12 protein-coding genes, 1 tRNA gene, 2 pseudogenes and 1 other annotated feature are annotated in these 17,838 nt (G+C 66.3%); of the genes and pseudogenes, 6 read left to right on the plus strand and 9 right to left on the minus strand.

What is annotated here, in order from left to right; all coding sequences use genetic code 11:
• The first annotated feature begins 127 nt into the window (after positions 1-127).
• Both AZC_RS25115 and AZC_RS25120 read left to right on the plus strand, forming a co-directional pair.
• The gene (locus AZC_RS25115; protein WP_012171443.1) at positions 128-913 is read left to right on the plus strand and encodes an FkbM family methyltransferase; all 786 of its coding nucleotides are present in this window, start codon (positions 128-130) and stop codon (positions 911-913) included.
• 88 nt (positions 914-1,001) lie between these two features.
• Positions 1,002-1,206: pseudogene (locus tag AZC_RS25120) on the plus strand (transposase); the annotation flags it as partial.
• 3 nt (positions 1,207-1,209) lie between these two features.
• Here the strand turns inward: AZC_RS25120 and AZC_RS26120 are convergent.
• The 5 genes and pseudogenes from AZC_RS26120 to AZC_RS15110 form a co-directional block, all read right to left on the minus strand.
• Positions 1,210-1,615 (minus strand): annotated as a pseudogene (locus AZC_RS26120) (IS3 family transposase); the annotation flags it as partial.
• Positions 1,368-1,484 (minus strand) — a sequence feature (AL1L pseudoknot). It overlaps the preceding pseudogene by 117 nt.
• An 81-nt stretch (positions 1,616-1,696) precedes the next feature.
• Entirely contained in the window at positions 1,697-2,206 is a 510-nt protein-coding gene (locus tag AZC_RS15095) for an acetone carboxylase subunit gamma (protein WP_012171445.1), read from the minus strand.
• 85 nt (positions 2,207-2,291) lie between these two features.
• Entirely contained in the window at positions 2,292-4,622 is a 2,331-nt protein-coding gene (locus tag AZC_RS15100) for a hydantoinase B/oxoprolinase family protein (RefSeq protein WP_012171446.1), read from the minus strand.
• A gap of 39 nt (positions 4,623-4,661) precedes the next feature.
• Entirely contained in the window at positions 4,662-6,815 is a 2,154-nt protein-coding gene (locus AZC_RS15105; protein ID WP_012171447.1) for a hydantoinase/oxoprolinase family protein, read from the minus strand.
• Between the two features lie 209 nt (positions 6,816-7,024).
• Positions 7,025-8,968, minus strand: a complete 1,944-nt coding sequence (locus AZC_RS15110; RefSeq protein ID WP_012171448.1) for a sigma-54-dependent Fis family transcriptional regulator — start codon at positions 8,966-8,968, stop codon at positions 7,025-7,027.
• 775 nt (positions 8,969-9,743) lie between these two features.
• On the opposite strand from AZC_RS15110, the gene AZC_RS15115 reads away from it, so the two are divergent.
• A complete protein-coding gene (locus tag AZC_RS15115) occupies positions 9,744-10,106 on the plus strand; it encodes a hypothetical protein (protein WP_148209856.1) in 363 nt (120 codons plus the stop codon).
• A 233-nt stretch (positions 10,107-10,339) separates the two neighbouring features.
• Here the strand turns inward: AZC_RS15115 and AZC_RS15120 are convergent.
• From AZC_RS15120 to AZC_RS15135, 4 genes are all read right to left on the minus strand, one after another.
• Positions 10,340-10,431, minus strand: a tRNA-Ser gene (locus tag AZC_RS15120).
• A 107-nt stretch (positions 10,432-10,538) separates the two neighbouring features.
• On the minus strand, positions 10,539-12,578 hold the full coding sequence (locus tag AZC_RS15125) for a tetratricopeptide repeat protein (RefSeq protein WP_012171450.1): 2,040 nt from the start codon (positions 12,576-12,578) through the stop codon (positions 10,539-10,541).
• A gap of 72 nt (positions 12,579-12,650) precedes the next feature.
• The gene (locus tag AZC_RS15130) at positions 12,651-13,355 is read right to left on the minus strand and encodes a glutathione S-transferase N-terminal domain-containing protein (protein WP_012171451.1); all 705 of its coding nucleotides are present in this window, start codon (positions 13,353-13,355) and stop codon (positions 12,651-12,653) included.
• A gap of 189 nt (positions 13,356-13,544) precedes the next feature.
• Positions 13,545-14,591, minus strand: a complete 1,047-nt coding sequence (locus tag AZC_RS15135) for a lysine-2,3-aminomutase-like protein (RefSeq protein WP_043879430.1) — start codon at positions 14,589-14,591, stop codon at positions 13,545-13,547.
• 170 nt (positions 14,592-14,761) lie between these two features.
• Between AZC_RS15135 and AZC_RS15140 the strand changes: the two genes are divergently transcribed.
• The 3 genes from AZC_RS15140 to AZC_RS15150 are packed head-to-tail and all read left to right on the plus strand — an operon-like array spanning position 14,762 to position 17,412.
• On the plus strand, positions 14,762-15,085 hold the full coding sequence (locus AZC_RS15140) for an XdhC family protein (protein ID WP_012171453.1): 324 nt from the start codon (positions 14,762-14,764) through the stop codon (positions 15,083-15,085).
• Between the two features lie 9 nt (positions 15,086-15,094).
• Positions 15,095-15,796, plus strand: a complete 702-nt coding sequence (locus tag AZC_RS15145; RefSeq protein ID WP_012171454.1) for an XdhC family protein — start codon at positions 15,095-15,097, stop codon at positions 15,794-15,796.
• Positions 15,793-17,412, plus strand: coding sequence for an NTP transferase domain-containing protein (locus AZC_RS15150; protein WP_012171455.1), 1,620 nt, complete (start codon positions 15,793-15,795; stop codon positions 17,410-17,412). Before AZC_RS15145 ends, AZC_RS15150 begins: the two co-directional genes overlap by 4 nt.
• Positions 17,413-17,838 lie beyond the last annotated feature (426 nt).

Raw genomic sequence — 17,838 nt, forward strand, 5'->3', positions numbered from 1 at the left:
TCCCGCCTAGCCAATCCACCCGCCTAACAAGCGGCAATCAGCATCCAAGGAAGTCGCGAGCGACCCATTCAGGCATTCCGCGCATTCTAATACGCAATTATGCAGACATACACTAACGGAGGATACATTGGACTTAAAAATAATTGAATACCGCGACCATTTTTTAAAAATATATGGGCGCACTGGAGATTTTTACTTCAATGATATCGATATCGGAATTCAGACGAATAATTTTTTATTATACATCATTGACAACCATTTGAATGACAAAATGTACGGCCTCGACATCGGAGCGAATATCGGATTGACCACAGCAATTCTCGGAAAATCGTTTCCAGGAAGCTCGTTCCTCTCTTTCGAGCCCGATCCGCAGACATTCGGATTCCTTCAGGAAACTATCGTCGCAAATAATCTTTCGAACTGCACCCCATACCAACTTGCGCTGGGAGATCGCGCCGGTGAATTGACATTTATGTCTGACCCGAACGACTCCAGCGGGAATCGCCTCGCACCATCGGGCACAGCCCTGGGAGGGGGTAATCGAACCGTGAAGGTCGATCGGCTCGACGATTTTCTGAGCCAGGAAGGATTTCCCAGGGTGGACTTTATTAAGCTGGATGTAGAAGGCTATGAAATGGAGGTTTTGCGAGGCGCAACCAAAACACTACGCATTTTCCGACCGAGCGTATACTTGGAATTCAACTCGTTTACGTTAATCGCTTTCGGCAATCATAACCCCCGCGAACTCCTGGATTACCTACGCCAGAATTTCCCATATGTGTATCGCTTCAAGGAAGGAGCACCACTGCCTATACAGAACAACCAAGATGAAATGGACTTCATCCACACAAACCTAGTTCACCACGGATGTGTCGATGATCTATATTGTACGCACACCCCTATTATCGCATAGAAATGATGTTGCCTTACATACAAATGGCCTCCATCTGAAAAGCGGTCCTCCGTGAAGTAGGCTTCTTGAGCCTTTGGAAGATGGCCCGGTGGCGCAGAAGAAGCACAAGCCGGAAGAGATCGTCGCGAAGCTTCGGAAGGTCGACGTCTTGGTGTCGCGGGGACGGCCGGTAGCGGAGGCGATCCGGGCCATCAGTGTGACGGCGTTCACCTACTATCGCTGGCGCAAGGAGCTCGGCGGGCTGAAGCGACCAGGTGAAGCGGCTGAAGGATCTGGAGAAGGAGAACGAACGAAGCCTCCCGCCGCAACTGTCGCCAAACTTCGCGCACGCCATGGACGGCGAAGTTCTCCGCGAAGACGCGGGTCACCTCGGGCTTCAGCGCCTGGTCCCGCCGCACCCTGGCCGACATCCGCCCCGGATCGCGCCGCTGAGCCAGCCGCTCGCGGTAGGTGGCCGGGCGATCGGCAAGACCTTGCAGATCGGCTCGACCCCGTATGCCTCTCGGTGATCGTCAATAAAGGCGATCACCGCTTGAACGGGCGGTTGAGCTCCGCCTGAGCGAAACAGGCGCTGGCCTGGCGCAGGATCTCGTTGGCCTGGCGCAGTTCGCCGTTCTCCCGCTCCGGCGCCTTCATCTTCTCGGCAACGTCGCTGGGCACGCCCACCCGCTTGCCCGCGTCGACCTCGGTCTTCCTGACCCAAAGCGCGCGCGGGAGCCGGTCGTAAAAGACCGAGTGCCGCGCGCGCCTGATAACCGCCGATCCGGGGCGCCCTGAGGCCCCTCAGGCCGCCTCTACCCGCTCCGGCACCGGCAGGCCGAGCCAATCCTTGTAGAAGGTGTCGATGTCCGGCTCGAAGTCGCGGATCACGGGATACCAGGGGGTGGGCGCCTCCACGTCGTGCAGCGTGCCGCACCTCGGGCAGTAATATTCCCGCAGCACCTGCCAAGAGGAGGTGGGCGTCATCAGGCGCGGATAGATCTCCTCCATCTTCTCCGGCGTGTCGCGCACGTTGACGCAGGCGAACAACTTCCAATTCTCCCGCCAGTCGCAGAAGTCGTGGCCGCATTCGCAGCGGATCTTCCACCGCTTGGTGTCCTTGCGCTGGACCATGTAGAGCTTGGGGCCGAGCGGCAGGATGATCCGGTCGTCCCAGCTCACCCGCTCCTGAAGGATCTCCAGATAGAGCGAGAAGCGCTCCGGGTCCTTCGGGGTGGAGAGCATCTGGTGCAGCGTGTCGTGGTCGATCTTGCCGTCCACCAGATCGGCGATCTTGGCGCGTGTGTAGGCCATGGGTGTCCTCCTGATTTCTTGATGATTGGGGCGAAGGGCACCGGCAGGAACCTCCGAAGAGACGCCTCCCGGTGCCCGGTCCTGCCTATTGCTCGACGAACTGCACCGTCTTCACGTCCGGCAGTTCGGAGACGTCCATGTGGTAGTGCGAGCCGTAGTGCGGGATGCCGATCTCCTCCTCCAGCAGCCTCCAGTCCTCCGGCAGGTCCCAGAAAGTCCGGAAGTCCTTGAAGAACTTCGGCCCCAGCTTGAAGGAGGAGGCGAACATCTGCTTGACGTGGTCGCCCGCCTCCTTGGCCAGGATCTTCTCCCGCTCGCCCTTCATCCACTCGCGGGTGGGCACCGCCTTGGCGAGCCGCTCGCGGCGGATCTCGGCACGCCGGGCCTGCGTCGCCGGGCCGTCCAGCGTGAAGGCGCCGTCCGCCGCCTTCGCCGCCACCACGCCATAGACGCGGGAAGCGAAGCGCTCGATCAGGTAGCCGCCGTTGAGGTCGTCCACCACGCTCTGCGGCTCGCGGTCGAGTGGATCGCCGAAGCCGGGGCCGCCGCGCATGTAGTTGAGGTAGAGGTCGTAGTCCTTGAATATCTCCTCGGTGGTGATCGCCTGCTTGTCGCGCTTGATCCTGGCGTCGGGCATCAGTGCGTCCCACACGGGGTTCTGCGGGTCAGTGTCGCCGCCGAGCGGGATGGGGGCGCCGGAGGCGATCAGCTCCTTCAGTCCGGTGTCATGGGCGGCGAAGCGATAGCCGGAGGCGGCGGGATAGCCGCCCATCAGCCCCCAGTCGGAGGACATGTGGCCGTTGCCCATGAAGAACATGGTCCAGTCCTTGGCGTTCCAGACCATGCGCAGGCTCTCGAAGCCGCAGCCGCCGCGATACTTGCCGGCGCCGCCGGAATTGGCCTTGATCTGCCGCCCGAGATAGACGAGCGGCTCGGCCAGCTCCCAGATCTCCATGTCGCCCATGTCGCCTTCCGGGTTCCAGATGGCGGCGGCATGGGAGAGGCCGTCGTGCACGGCGGTCGCCCCGGTGCCGTTGGCGGCGCATTCGAACGAGTTCACCGCATGGATCTCGTCATACTGGTTGAAGCCGCCGCCTTGAAGCCAGTTGGAGGTGTTGGCGTTGCCAGCATTCACCTCCTCCAGATAGCCGCGCCCGTAATAGGAGCGCGACAGGCCGCGCCACAGCGCGGTCCAGGACGATACCAGGAAGTGCCAGGCGTAGGAGAAGGCGACACGGCGGTCGTCCGGGTTCATCCAGGTGCCCTTGGGCAGGCGGAACTCAGTGCCGTAGGCCGCCCCGTCATTGATCATCTCGGACGGGATCAGCGTCTGGGTCATCATTACCCAGATGCCGGAGGTGAAGCTCACCTGATGAGCGTTGTAGGTGTGCCAGCCCCAGCGGCTGGCGCCCTCGAAATCGAGCCGCCAGGTGCCGTCGCCGCGGATGGTGATCTCCGAGGGCGAATGCATGATGGTGTCGAGCTTGGCGAAGTCGGAAGGCACCCGCACGTCCTCATGGGCGTAGGGCACGTCCACGAAGCCCACCTGCCGGTAGGTGCCGGGAATGGTCATGGCCTTGATGCGGTTCTGCAACCCCTGCCGGCCGTGCTCCACCGCCTCATAGGCGAACTTCCAATAGGCCTCGATGCCCTCTTCGGCCACCACCTCTTCCACCAGTTTGCGGATCATGTGGCAGCCGGCGATGCGGGTGCGCTCGTCCAGCATCCAGTAGCGGGTGGTGCGCACCATGCGCTGGCTTTCGTGCAGCCAGTCGCGGAACAAGGTGTCGTTGGCGCCCACCTTGCGGCAGGTGATCTGGTAGCCGTCGCCGAAGCGCTGCACCTGCCCCGTAGACATGGAGCCCGGCCCGACCGAGCCGGTGTCGATGACGTGGGTGACGCCGCCCACCCAGCCGATCAGTTCGCCCTCCCAGAAGATGGGCACGATGGTATGGATGTCGCAGGGATGCACGTTGCCGATGAGGCAGTCGTTGTTGCAGAATAGATCCTTGTCGTTGATGCCGGGATTACTCTCCCAGTCGTTCTCGATCATGTATTTGATCGCCGCACCCATGGTCCCCACATGGATGATGATGCCGGTGGAGGTCAGGATGCTATCGCCCGCCGCATTGTAAAGGGTGAAACACAGTTCGCCCTCCTGCTCGACGATGGGCGAGGCGGCGATCTTCTTGGCGGTCTCGCGTGCATCCACCACGCCGGCGCGCAGGCGGGAGAACAGCTTGTTGTAGTGGATCGGCTGGGTGTCGCGCAGTTCCAGCGTCTCCAAGCCCGCATAATGCTTGGTGCGGCGGGTCGCCTCCATCAGGCGGTCGCGATGCTCTTTCAGGGTTTCGCCGCCGCGCACGATGCCGCGCGTGGCCCCTTTGGTTTGGGTGGCCCGGACATTGATGTTCATCTTGACGTTTCCTTGAATGGGTGTCGGTGAGGGCAGCGCTCAGATTTCCTTGAGGTGGAAGAGGCGGTGGCCGTCGAGGAAGGTTTCGAAGCCGTCCGGCACCACGAAGGTGGTGGCGTCGGATTCGATGATGGCGGGGCCGGCGACGCGGTTGCCGGGGCGCAGGCTTTCCATCCGGTAGAGCTGTGCATCCACCCAGCGTTTCTTGCGGTAGAACTTCCGGGTCCCGAGGAAGGCGTCGGCGGGCGGGGTCTCGCCCTCCAGGGGCTCCTTGGGGATCTTCGGCTTCTGGATCGGCACCGAGCCGCGCATGATGGCGCCGGTGACCGAATAGCCTAATTCCGGCGAGCGGGCGGAGGCCGCATAGACGCGGCCATAGGTGGCGTTGAACGCCTCCACCAGCTTAGCCCAGTCCTGCGCGCTATCGGCGGACGCCAGAGGGGACTCGATCTCCAGGTCGTTGAGCTGGCCGCGATACTGCATGCGGTAGCCGGGCTGGAGTGTCACCTGGTCGGCCTCGTAGCCGTTCAGCTTGAACTCCTCCAGCACGTTGCGGGTCAGTTCGTCCCACGCGCCCTGGAGGGTCCTCGCCGCTTTCTCGGACAAGTCGTCCGGCGCGTCGGGGGCGAGATTGATGTCCAGCGACTTGTCGTAGCGATATTCGAAATCCGCCGCTGCGCAGCCGAAGGCGGAGAAGCCGGCGGCCCAGGCGGGCACGATGACGTCTTCGAAACCGAGCCCTTCCGTATAGCCATAGGTATGCACCGGGCCGGCGCCGCCGTAGGAGAAGCAGACAAAGCTCTGCGGGCTATAGCCCTTGGCCGAGATCATCGAGCGCAGATAGTCGCGCAGGTCGCTGTCCAAGAGCTCGATCACGCCCGCCGCCGCATCCTCCACCGAGAGGCCGAGCGGATCGGCGACCTGGGCCTTGATGGCATCCACCGAGCGCTGGCGATCCAATTTCACCGCGCCGCCGAGGAAGTTGTCCGGGTTGAGATAGCCCAGCACCATGTGGCAGTCGGAGATGGTCACGGTCTCGATGCCGCTCTCCTTCCAGCACACGCCGACCCGATAGCCGGCAGAATCCGGGCCGAGCTTGATCGCCTTGGTGTAGGGATCGAGCCGGATGAAGGAGCCGGCGCCAGCGCCCACGCTGTCCATGGCCACCAGCGGCAGCGAGAGGACGAGGCGGGCCATGTCCGGGTCGTTCTTGATGGTCAGCTCACCCTGGGTGATGAGCGCCACGTCGAACGAGGTGCCGCCGATGTCCGAGCAGGCGATGTTGTTGTAGCCCAGCACTTCGCCCAGATATTTGGCGCCGATGACGCCCCCGATGGGGCCGGAGACGATGGTGCGGGCCAGTTCCTTCGCCTTCCAGGAGATGGTGCCGCCATGGGTGGCCATGACGCGGAAGTCGAACTTGGTGCCATGCTCCTTGAAGGCGTCGGAGATCTTCTTCAGCGTCTGCCGCGAGGGCTCGGCGGCATAGCCTTCCAGGATGGTGGTGTTGGTGCGGTGGGTCTCCTTGCGCACCGGATAATAATCAGCCGAGGCGAAGACCGGGATCGCCTTGCCGCTCTTGGCGATTTCCTCAAGGACGATGTCGCGCACCCGGCGCTCATGGGCCGGGTTCTTGTAGGAATGCAGCAGGCTGATGACGATGCCTTCCACATCCGCCGCGATCAGGTCGCGGGCGGCGGCGCGGGCGGTCTCCTCGCGCAGCGGGATCACCACCTTGCCGAACATGTCGGTGCGCTCGGCCACGCCGCGGGTGAGGTTGCGCGGCACCAAAGGCGGGTCGTAGCGGTGGGTATTGAGGTGGATGCGGTCCTCATAGGCATAGCCGAGGTAGCATTGGATCGCCCGGCCCATGCGGTGGAAGTCTTCGAGGCCGCTGTTGACGATGAGGCCGCATTTCAGCCCCTTGCGCTGCACCACGCGGTTCAGCATGGCGGTGCCGGAATAGACTCCGGTTTGCAGGTGCTTCAGGCCGTCCGCCAGCGACAGGCCCCAACTGCCGAGGCCGTCCTCGCTGGAGGCAATGAGGCCGAGGGCCTCATTCTGTGGTGTGCTTTGCGCCTTGCCGACGACGAAATCGCCTTCGGAATCGACGAAGAACGTATCGGTCATGGTGCCGCCGGCATCGATGCCGAGTACTTGGACGCTTCTGACGTGCCGTGCCTGGATGTTCACGCGTGTCCTCCTGTCCGAGCCGGCTTCTGTTGAGCCGGGCTATCGGGAGAGGGGCACAAGCCGTGCCAGTTATTTGGCAGATGGTCAGTTCAAGTCTTGCAATACCTTACCGCACCTGCACAGTTCTCGCTTTGCGTCTGCGAATGTCCGAATATCGAACTGTGCCTGAGCCGGACGTCCAGAGGACGGACACCGGGCCGGAGCGGATGTCAATTCTTGAGCACACGCCCATCACCATACTCGGCGAGGCGCACATAAAGGGTCGAGCGGGCAATGCCGAGGCGCCGCGCAGCTTCGGTGAGGTTGCCACCACACGCAGTCACCTGGGCCAGAATGGCAGCGCGTTCAGCCGCCTTGAGATCCGCGCCAGGCGGTGGGGGAGAACCCTCACTGCCGTTGTTGAGCGGGCGGGAGATAGGCGCTCGGGAGGGAGACGGTGCTGCGAGCACCTCGGGCGGCAGGTCGCTTTCGTTCAGCCGATCGCCTTCCGCCAATGCCACTAGGGTATCCACCACGTTGCGCAGTTCGCGGATGTTGCCCGGCCAGCTATAGGCCTGCATCCGGTCCAGTGCCGCAGCGGAGAAGACAAGCGAACTGCGTCCCAGCCGGCTGGCGGCCGCTGCGGCGAATGTTTGCGCCAGAGTGACAATATCCGCCCCCCGCTCGCGCAGAGGGGGAATGCGCAGCCGCGCGGCGGCGATGCGATAATAGAGGTCGCGGCGGAACCGCCCCGCCTCCACCTCCGCCAGCAGGTCGCGATTAGTCATCGCAAGGATGCGGATATTGACCCGGCGGCCCTCGTGCTCGCCGACGCGATAGACCACGCCATCCTCGAGCACCCGCAGCAGATAGGATTGCAGGTCGAGAGGCATTTCGCCGATTTCGTCCAGGCACAGGATGCCGCCGTCCGCTTTCTCGATCTTGCCGGCGCGGCCATGTTCGTCGGCACCCGTGAACGCGCCTTTGGCATAGCCGAACAGTTCGCTGGCGATCAGTTCCCGGGCCATGCCACCACAGTTCACCGGCACGAAAGGTCCGTCTGGGTCCGGGCTAGCGCCCTTGATGGCACGGGCAAACAACTCCTTGCCGACGCCGGTCTCCCCCTCAATGAGGATCGGCAGACGATTGGCCGCCAGCCGCCGCGCCCGCTCGCGCACCGCGTGCAGTGCCGGGTCATTGCCGAGGATCTGCTCAAACGCGAGCCCGTCTTCTCCCGCCGGACGGGGCACCGCCGCCGGTGATGCCGACCGACGCCGCGTCGTATGCAGAACGATGAGGCAGCCGACCACCGCATCATCGCGCTTCACCACCTCCAGGCTGGCATTGGGGAAACGGCGCCGGCAATTGGCCTCCCAGGCCTCTTGGGAGGCGGCGCCGATCATCTGGCGGATGTCGCCCGCCAGGCCACTGCCGGTCGACCCGGCCTTGTGCGCGGCATGCACCAGCATGCCGCGCCGATCCACCACCAGGATGTCTTCGCTCAACCAAATGGAACGCTTCGACACGAAATGCCGCAACAGCACCTCATGCTCCATCTTCGCGGCGCGGCCGAGCGAGGCCTCGATCTCCTGGCCGATGGCCACCGCCAGCGACAGGCTTTGCGGATTGAACGAGGCGGCCGGCCCCGAGATATCCACCACGCCGAGAAGTTCGCCATCCAGGGGATGGCGCACTGGCGTGGCGGCGCAGGTCCAGCGCTGCACCTCTTCGCAAAAATGCTCAGCCCCGCAGATCTCCACCGAACGCCCATCCGCCAGGGCGGTGCCGATGGCATTGGTGCCGATGGTGGCTTCATCCCACCGCCCGCCGGTTTCCAGATGATTGCGCCGGCCTTTGTCCATGACCCGCGGATCACCTGCGGTCTCGACAATGAAGCCGCTGGCATCGGCCAGGATCATCATGGAGGCGGCATCTGCCAGGAAGCGGGTGGAGCGATCCAACGCCGGACGGGCGGCGCCCACAAGGCTGGCATTCTGTGAGCGCCGTCGGAAGATCTCCGGTTCGTCGGCCAATGGCGCCTCGGCGCGCCCTGCGCCGACGCCAAGCGTGCGGGAGCGCTGCCAAGACGCCAGCAAAGAAGCCGAAACGCCCACGGGTGGGCAGCCATCGGTCAGGAATGTTTCCCAAGCCAAACGGATGTCCCGCTGGTCCATGTCGCGTCCTTCCTACGGGGGCGGCAAGGGAAAGCCCTGGCGTCCGACCCAGCGGAAGCGTGGACATGGCCTGACGGTCACCCGGGACGCGCGCGTCTGCCTCAGGGGCTCACCCGCCAGCGCGGCGGATCATGTCCACCGCTGCCAACACCTCCGGCTGCATTTCCTCGCAGTGGGCTTCTGCGGCCCATCCAACGCACAGTTAATGCGCTATCTGCGTGGATCGCAAGCAGCCGCTTGCGCGGCGATGCACGGACGCCCTGCCGCGCCGGCCTGATCGCCGCCCACGGCCTTCTCCGGCGGCCGCTCGATATGGCCGTGCTGTAAGGCCAGCTCTGTCAGCGCCTCGATCACGTCGGCCTCGATCTCCGGCAGGGACAAGGCCTCGGCGGCGAAAGGGGCACAGTCTTAAGGCGCCCAAGCATGCGCTCGGGCAGGCGGTCGTCGAGCGCGACGGCGACGCAGGCGAAGGAGCGCACGAGAGCGTGCAGCGTCTCGGCGTCGACACCTGCCACAATGGCGGCGCCAAAGGGCTCAATGGAGGTGAAGAGGTAGACGCTCCAGCTTCGCAGGGTTGCGGCTCACGATGATCTCGCTGTGCAAAGAGGCGTACGCCGCCCGCCTCTGTGCCGAGGACAGGGAGGTGATCCGCTAAATCGGCATCGCCGAAGCCGACTTCCGCGCCGCCACATCACGCATAATGCGGCGCCATGCGAAGCTGTGGATTGGTAAGATGCTTATAGGCCGGCCAGCCCTATCTAAGATGGGCTTATCTTTGCTGCCGCTGCTCCTGACCGTCAGCACCGCGCACGACGACATCCTCCACGCCCAGAATCTCCCGCGGGAGAACGTGCATGTTGAAGTCGCTCTCCAAGACGTGTGTCACGCCCTCAAGTCCGAAATGAGTACCGGTTTGCTTCGGTACGGCATAGCTAAGCCTCCGCTGTGCCCCAGCCGAACTGCAGTCATCATCCACGAGCCTGAAAAGAACCAGTTCGTGCTACGGGATTCGGTAAAGGCCAAGACAGATGGCGCCGAGCGGATCGTCTCGTTTTCGGTCGAGGCCCGCTACCAGATCGACGCCCTTGGCCGCCCGGTGTGGACCGAAATCGAGTTCCGCAGCGAAGGCGCCCACTGACTTTGCCAGGATGTGGCCGGACCCGTTCAGGCGGTGCCGCGAGGCGTGAAATCCGATCCGACGCGTGGTGACATTCGATTTGCGCGCGACATCACACGACCAAGATTAACGGCGCGCGGGTGCAAAACCTCGCGCGCGCGAAAAGAGGCCATCTCAGAATGTGGGGGAATGTGTGGGGCGACGGTCGTCGTCTAAAATAAAATCTCTTATTTTCAAGGATTTATAGGAGTGAGTGGCGGAGACGGAGGGATTCGAACCCTCGAGACCCTTTTAGGGGTCTGCTCATTTAGCAAACGAGTGCCTTCAGCCTCTCGGCCACGTCTCCACTCGGCACCCTCTATGCCCAACCCGCGCCGGCTTTGCAAGCGGGGCCCATGCAGCAAACGGTTGACAATTCAGCCCGGCGCCAGCCTGCCCACCATGGCCGCCGCCTCAGGCGGTGGCCATGGTCTGCTTCACGGCGGCGGCGATGCGGGTGAAGAGGCCGGTCCAGTCGCCGGCCGTTTCCTGCCGCATGAGGCGCAGGGAGGGATAGAAGAGGCTGTGCTCGCCGCTCTCGCCCCAGCGCCAGTCGGGCACCGCCCGCAGCGCCACGAGGCCCGGCCGGCCCAGCGCGCCGGCGAGATGGGCGGTGGAGGTGTCGGTGGTCACCACCAGATCCAGATGGGCGAGGATGCCCGCGCGGTCGAGGAAGATGCCGTCCGCATCCACCCCCTCCCCCAGCGTCTCGATGCGGTCGGCGAAGGGAACGGACGCAATCTGCTCGGCGGCCGCGCCGTGCTGGAGGGAGATCAGCCGCACGCCGGGCAGATCGGCCAGCGGCGCGAAGGCCGCGAGCGGCGCCGAGCGCCCCACGTCGATGAGACGGGAAGGATTGCCCTGCCAATTGATGCCCACCCGGAAGCCACCACCCTCCCGCAGATGCGCCCATTTCGCCACCCGCTCCGCCGGTGCCGTGAGATAGGGCGCCACCGGCCACATGGCCGGATCGGGGGCGAACAGCTTCGCCAGGCTGGCAAGCGGCAGCCAGAACGTGCCCGGGGCATCGGCCGCAATGCCGGAAATGTCCGTCACCACAGGGATGCGCGGCTCGAGGAGCGCGGCGAGCGGCGCAAGGGCGGGCCTGGCATGAAAGCGCGCTGGCAGACCGCGATCCGCCGCGAGCGAGAGAAGCCGGCCGAACTGCAGCACGTCGCCGATGCCCTGCTCGGCGAGAATAACCAGGTCCTGCACGGGCGCGACGCCATCCCAGCGCGGGAAAGCTGGCGGCAGGAAGGGCGGCGGCAGCAGGTTCTCGCGCTGCTCATATCCCAGCCAGCCCGCGGCCCATTCGCCCCGCGCCAGATCGAGCGCGGATTTCGCGACAAGCGCCGCCGGGTCGCGTGGCGCGGCGCGCAGGGCCCGGCTGATGGCGGTGCGCATCTCGTCGGGACGGCCGAGATCGGCAAGCGCCGCCGCCCGCACCAGCAGCGCCGGCGTGAAATCGCGGGCAATGGCGATGGCCGCGTCGGCGTCGCGCACGGCGGCGGCCGAATCGCCCTCCGCCCGGCGGACTTCCGCCCGCTCGGCCAGGGCCGGCGCGAGGCGCGGCTGGTCGGCCAGCGCCAGATCGCACTGGCGCCGCGCCTCGGCGAAGCGCTCTTCCATGCGCAGCAGGCGCGCCAGATGCACTCGCACCGTGGGGCGCGGCTGGGGTTCGAGCGCGAGTGCCTGGGTCATCAGGTCGATGGCACCGGAGATGTCCATCAGGGCCGCCTTCGCCTGCCCCGCCACGTGGAAGGCCTCGGCAAAGGTCGGGGCCGCCGCCATCGCCGCCTCGGCGGCGGCGAGCGCCGGCACCGGCTCGCCCATTTCCAGCAAGGTGCTGGCCTTGGCGACAAGGTGTAGCGGCGACCAGGGCTGCATTTCGATGAGGCGCTCGCAATCGGCCAGCGCCTCCGCATGGCGGGCGAGACGGGCGTAGGTGGTGGCGCGGTTGGTCAGCGCCTCCACCGAGCGCGGATCAAGGGCGAGCGCCCGGTTGTAGCGCTCGATGGCCGCCGGAAAGCGCCCCAGCGCGGCGAGCGCGTTGCCAGCCTGGAAATGCGCTTCGAGCAGGTTCGGCGCGAGCTTGGCCGCCTCGTCGAAGGCGGCAAGGGCCTTTGCGGCATCGCCCTGCCCCAGCAGGCCGGCCCCCACGAGGAGATGGCTGTTGGGGTCGCGGGGGGCGAGGTCGCGCGCCTTCTGCGCCGCGCGCACCGCCTCCTTGGCCCGACCGACCTGAAGCAAAGCGAAGGCGAGCATACGATGGGCGTCAAGGAAACCCGGCGCCACCTTGGCGGCGGCGCGGCAGGCCTCGATGGCCTCATCCATGCGGCCGGCACGATGCAGAGCGGAGGCCTGCCCCAGAAGGGCGCGCGGATCGGATGACATGGACGACCAAACCCTCGAAAGCTGGCGGGCAGCCGTCACCGGCGCCCCGTTTCGTCGCACATGCCAGAAACCATCGCCCGAAGCCAGAGGGGCGGCTTCTCCGACCCGCTTGCCACCCGGCCTCTCCTGCGATCAGCGGGCCCGCTGGCCGAACAGCACCGACTGGGCCGCCTTGTCCTTGGAGAGGTCCGTCTTCTGCTCGGCATTCACCGCAAGGCCGCGCTGCACGCCGGGGCGGGCCTTCACGGTCTCGATCCAGCGGCCGAGATGAGGGAATTCGGCAATGTCCTGTCCCTGCCGCTCCCAGAGCTTCGCCCAGCCGATGCAGGCGATGTCGGCAATGGAGAAGTCGCCGGCGAGAAATTCACGATCTTCGAGGCGCTTGTTCATCACGCCATAGAGGCGGTGCACCTCGTTCGTGTAGCGCGAGACCGCATAGGGAATCTTCTCGGGCGCGTAGAGGCGGAAGTGATGCGCCTGGCCAGCCATGGGGCCGAGGCCGCTCACCTGCCAGTACAGCCATTCCTCCACTTCGACGCGCTTGCGCTCGTCGGTGGGATAGAACTTGCCGGTCTTGCGGCCGAGATACTGCAGGATGGCGCCGCTCTCGAAGACCGAGATGGGCGTGCCGCCCGGCCCGTTCGGATCGATGATGGCGGGGATCTTGTTGTTCGGCGACACGGCGAGGAAATCGGGCGCGAACTGGTCGCCCTTGCCGATGTTCACGAGCTTGATCTCGTACGGCAGCCCGCACTCCTCAAGCATGATGGAGACTTTCCATCCGTTCGGTGTCGGCCAATACAGCAGCTCGATCGGCTGTTGCTGAGCGTCCGCCATTCCAGTGCTCCATCCTCGACCGGCCCGCCGGCGAATGCCGCTACAGGTAGGCCGAGCGCGCGCCGGGGGCAAGCGGGACTGTTAACAGTTCGTTAACGGACCGCACAGCCGTTTGAAAACAAAAGATATTATGCGTGATCCCAACGCAGGGGAATCATGGTCCAGCTCAAGCCAGAGCCTCGACGGACGTCACCCCGGCACCGCCTCGCCATAGGCATGGATGCCGCCGCAATTGTCGGCCACATGCCAGCCCGCGCCTTGCGGCGTGAGATAGCCGGGCGTCAGCGGCACCTTGCCGGCGCCGCCCGGAATGTCGAGCACATAGGTGGGCTGGGCAATGCCGGAGAGGCGGCCGCGCAGCGCGCGCACCAGGGCCTGCCCTTCCGGAACGCTCAGGCGGAAATGGCCCGTTCCGGGAGCAAGGTCCGGATGGTGCAGGTAATAGGGCTTCACCCGCCGTTCCACGAGGGCACGGAACAAGGCATCGAGCGTCTCCACCCGGTCGTTCACGCCCTTCAGCAGCACCGTCTGCGACAGCAGCGGAATGCCGGCATCGGCGAGCCGGCCCAGTGCAGCGGTCGCTGCATCGCCCAACTCGCGGGCATGGTTGACGTGCACGGCCACGTAGGCGGCGACGCCCGGTGCCTTCAACGCCCGTACCATCTCCTCGCTCACCCGCTCGGGCGCGGCGATCGGCACGCGGGTGTGAAAGCGCACCACCTTCACATGGGGAATGGCGGCGAGCCGGCCCACCACGTCCGCCATGCGGCGGGGCGAGACCATGAAGGGATCGCCACCGGTGAGGATCACCTCCCAGACCTCGGGATGGGCGGCCACATAGCCGAGCGCCCGCTCCAGCATGTCGGGCGTCAGGGCCGTTTCCGCGCCCGGCCCCACCATCTCGCGGCGGAAGCAGAAGCGGCAATAGACGGCGCAGACACCCACCAGCTTCAGCAGCACCCGGTCGGGATAGCGGTGCACGATGCCAGGAACCGGAGAATGGGCGTCATCCCCGATGGGATCGACCAGTTCCTGAGGATCGGTGCGCAGTTCGGCCACGTCGGGCACGAACTGGCGGGCGATGGGATCGGACGCATCGGTCCGGTCCATGGCCGCGACCAGTTCCGGCGTGACCGCCACCGCATAGCGCGCGCCCACAGCATCGAGCACGGCGCGCTCCGCCGCCGGGGCAAGGCCCGCCGCGATGAGGTCATCGGCCGTGCGCAGGGTGGACATGGGGGCACTCACGCAAACATGTTGGGGCAGAGGATGGGAACCGCGCCGGTTTTGCCCGTCCCGGTGCGAGCCGGGCTGCAAAGCCGACGGCCCAGCCCTATATCTGGCTCTATATAGGCCGCAGCCCCCCGCGCCAACGCGCTGGCTGCTGCGCCCGCCGGAGACCTGCCATGCTGGCTCGTGAAGACGATGTGCTGGAAGCCGCCGCGCGGTGGCGCGCCGAAGGCAAGGGTGTGGCCCTCGCCACCGTGCTTGAGACCTGGGGCTCCGCCCCCCGCCCCGTGGGCAGCCACCTCGCCATTGACGAGACCGGCAACTTCCTCGGCTCCGTGTCCGGCGGCTGCGTCGAGGGTGCCGTGGTGACGGAAGCGCTGGACGTGATCTCCCAGGGGGCGCCGAAGGTGCTTGAGTTCGGCGTGGCGGACGAGACCGCCTGGCGCGTCGGCCTGTCGTGTGGCGGAGCCATCCGCATCTATGTGGAACGGGTGGACTGAGGAGGCACCATGGATCTCGCCCTTCTCACGGCCCTCAATGCCGAGCGCGCCGCCCGACGCGCCGCCGTGCTCGTCACCCATCTCGCCTCCGGCCGCCAGCGGCTGATCAAGGCCGCCGAGCTTGATGCCGATCCCCTGGCACCGGCGCTCGCCGCCGCGCTCGCCAGCGGCAAGAGCGGCATGGTCGGCGAGGACGAGGCGCGCAGCTTTCTGGCCGTCCACGTGCCGGCGGCACGCATCGTCGTGGTCGGCGCAGTGCATATCTCGCAGGCCTTCGCGCCTATGGCACGGGCGACCGGCTTCGACGTGACCATTATCGATCCCCGCACCGCCTTCGCAACGCCCGAGCGCTTCCCGGACACGCGCGTCATCGCCGAATGGCCGGACAAGGCCCTGCCCGGCCTCGGGCTCGATCCCTTCACGGCGCTCGTCGCCCTCACACACGACCCCAAGATCGACGAGCCGGCGCTCGAAGCCGCCTTGCAGGCCGGCTGCTTCTACGTGGGCGCGCTCGGCTCGCGTCGCACCCACGCCAAGCGCGTGGAGCGGCTCGCGGCGCGTGGCCTGTCGCAGGGCCAGCTTGCCCGCATCCACGCGCCCATCGGGCTCGACATCGGCGCCGCCAACCCGCCCGAGATCGCCGTCGCCATCCTCGGCGAGGTCATCGCCGATCTGCGCCGGCCAGTTCGCCGTTCCGAGGCGGCCGCGTGAGGTTCGGCCCCGTTCCTCTCGCCGAAGCCGAGGGCGCCATCGCCGCCCATTCCATCCGCTGCGGCGATCGGGTGATCCGCAAGGGCACGCGGCTCGCTGCGGACGAGATCGCGGCTCTCTCTGGCGCCGGCCATGCCAGCGTGGTGGTGGCCCGCCTTGAGGCGGACGACGTGCCGGAGGATGCCGCGGCCCATGAATTGGCGCGGGCGATCGCGGGCCCCGGACTCCGGGTGGAGGCGCCCTTCACCGGTCGGAGCAACCTCTTCGCGCAGGCGGCGGGCGTCGTCGCCATCGACCGGGCGGGCGTCGATGCCTTCAACGGTCGCGACGAGGCCCTGACCCTCGCCACCATTCCGGACCTTCGGCCCGTGCAGGCCGGCGACATGGTGGCGACGGTGAAGATCATCCCCTTCGCCGTCCCGGCGCCACTCGTGCGCGAGGCCGCCCGGACGGCGCCCCTCCTCACCCTTCATCCCTTCGTGCGCCGCAAGGTGGCGCTCGTCTCCACCCTCCTGCCCGGCCTGCCGCCGAAGGTGGTGGAGAAGACCCGCCGCGTAACGGCCGGCCGCCTCGCCCCGGCCGGCGCCGCCCTTAGCCACGACGTCCAGATCCCGCACGACACGGCGGCGCTGGCACAGGCCATCCGGACCGCCGCGTCGGAGGGGGCGGACCTGGTGCTCATCTTCGGCGCCTCGGCCATCACCGACCGGCGTGACGTGATCCCCGCCGCGCTGGAGGCGGCGGGTGGACACGTGGAGCGGCTCGGCATGCCGGTGGACCCCGGCAACCTCACCCTCATCGGCCGGCTGGGCGACCTGCCGGTGATCGGCGCGCCCGGATGCGCCCGGAGCGCCAAGGAGAACGGCTTCGACTGGCTTCTGATGCGCCTCTTGGCGGGGCTCGACGTCACGGCCGCCGAGGTGGCGGGTCTCGGCGTCGGTGGCCTGCTGGGCGAGATCGTCACGCGCCCGCAGCTCCGCGAGGAGCCGCCCGCGCCGCATGCGCCGGAGATCGCGACGCTCATCCTCGCCGCCGGACGGGGCACACGCATGGGCGGCCCCAACAAGCTGTTGGCGGACGTGGGCGGAACGGCGGTGGTGCGCCGGGTGGCGGAGGCGGCGCTCGTCGCTGGGCCACGTCCCGTGGTGGTCGTCACCGGTCATGAGCACGAGCGGGTGGAGCAGGCGCTGGCGGGCCTTGCCGTCCAGTTCATCCACAATCCCGACCACCTGACCGGCATGGCGAGTTCGTTGCGCCGGGGCATTGCGGCGCTGCCTCCGGGCGTCGAGGGCGCCGTCGTCGCGCTCGGCGACATGCCGCTGGTGAGCGCGGAGCTGTTCGGACGGCTGGGCGCGGCCTTTGCGCCGGAGCTGGGCCGGCTCATCGTCGTGCCCATGGCCGGCGAGCAGCGGGGCAACCCTGTCCTGCTGTCGCGCCGCTTCTTTCCGGACTTGATGGCGCTCGAAGGCGACATCGGTGCCCGGCGCATCATCGCCGCCCATCCGGAGGCGGTCGTGGAAGTGGAGGCGCCCAGCACGGCGGCCTTCCTCGATGTGGACACGCCGCAGGCGCTGGACGAAGCCCGCACGCTCCTGGGTTCAGCGCAGGGCGACTGAAGCCGACAGGTTCACGACCGGCCGGGCCCCATCTTTCCTTGCATCAGGCCGCGCGGATGGCGGTGAGGAAATGCTCCACGCGCTGGCGCAGTTCGCCCGCTTCCCGCGAGAGACGGGCAGCCGCTTCCAGCGAGCCGGGGCGCGGTGGCGGCGGGACGACCCAGCACCGCCGGCCGCGTGCGATCCATGGACATCGAAGGCGAGGACATCGGTGAACTCCGTGCGATCCGGCTCCCCGAGGCCAAGCCCAGGATCGGTCCATCCACCGCTACCGGCGCTTCTGCGAAGCCCGTGTGAAATACTGCGGAAATGCCCGCAAAATCCCCCTGTCATCATGCGGATATTGCGACATCATTTATCATGATACCAAAATCGGGAATGCCACGCCGCCTCTTGACGGCTTACCGCCCCTTCCATATGAAACCG

The sequence above is a fragment of the Azorhizobium caulinodans ORS 571 genome (genome assembly GCF_000010525.1).
Taxonomy (GTDB): Bacteria; Pseudomonadota; Alphaproteobacteria; order Rhizobiales; family Xanthobacteraceae; genus Azorhizobium; species Azorhizobium caulinodans.

Excerpts from the sequence above, each read along its gene's own strand:
- AZC_RS15095 (WP_012171445.1), bottom strand. The coding sequence starts at position 2,206 with ATGGCCTACACACGCGCCAAGATCGCCGATCTGGTGGACGGCAAGATC.
- AZC_RS15100 (WP_012171446.1), bottom strand. The coding sequence starts at position 4,622 with ATGAACATCAATGTCCGGGCCACCCAAACCAAAGGGGCCACGCGCGGC.
- AZC_RS15110 (WP_012171448.1), bottom strand. The coding sequence starts at position 8,968 with ATGGACCAGCGGGACATCCGTTTGGCTTGGGAAACATTCCTGACCGAT.
- AZC_RS15130 (WP_012171451.1), bottom strand. The coding sequence starts at position 13,355 with ATGGCGGACGCTCAGCAACAGCCGATCGAGCTGCTGTATTGGCCGACA.
- AZC_RS15135 (WP_043879430.1), bottom strand. The coding sequence starts at position 14,591 with ATGTCCACCCTGCGCACGGCCGATGACCTCATCGCGGCGGGCCTTGCC.
- AZC_RS15140 (WP_012171453.1), top strand. The coding sequence starts at position 14,762 with ATGCTGGCTCGTGAAGACGATGTGCTGGAAGCCGCCGCGCGGTGGCGC.
- AZC_RS15145 (WP_012171454.1), top strand. The coding sequence starts at position 15,095 with ATGGATCTCGCCCTTCTCACGGCCCTCAATGCCGAGCGCGCCGCCCGA.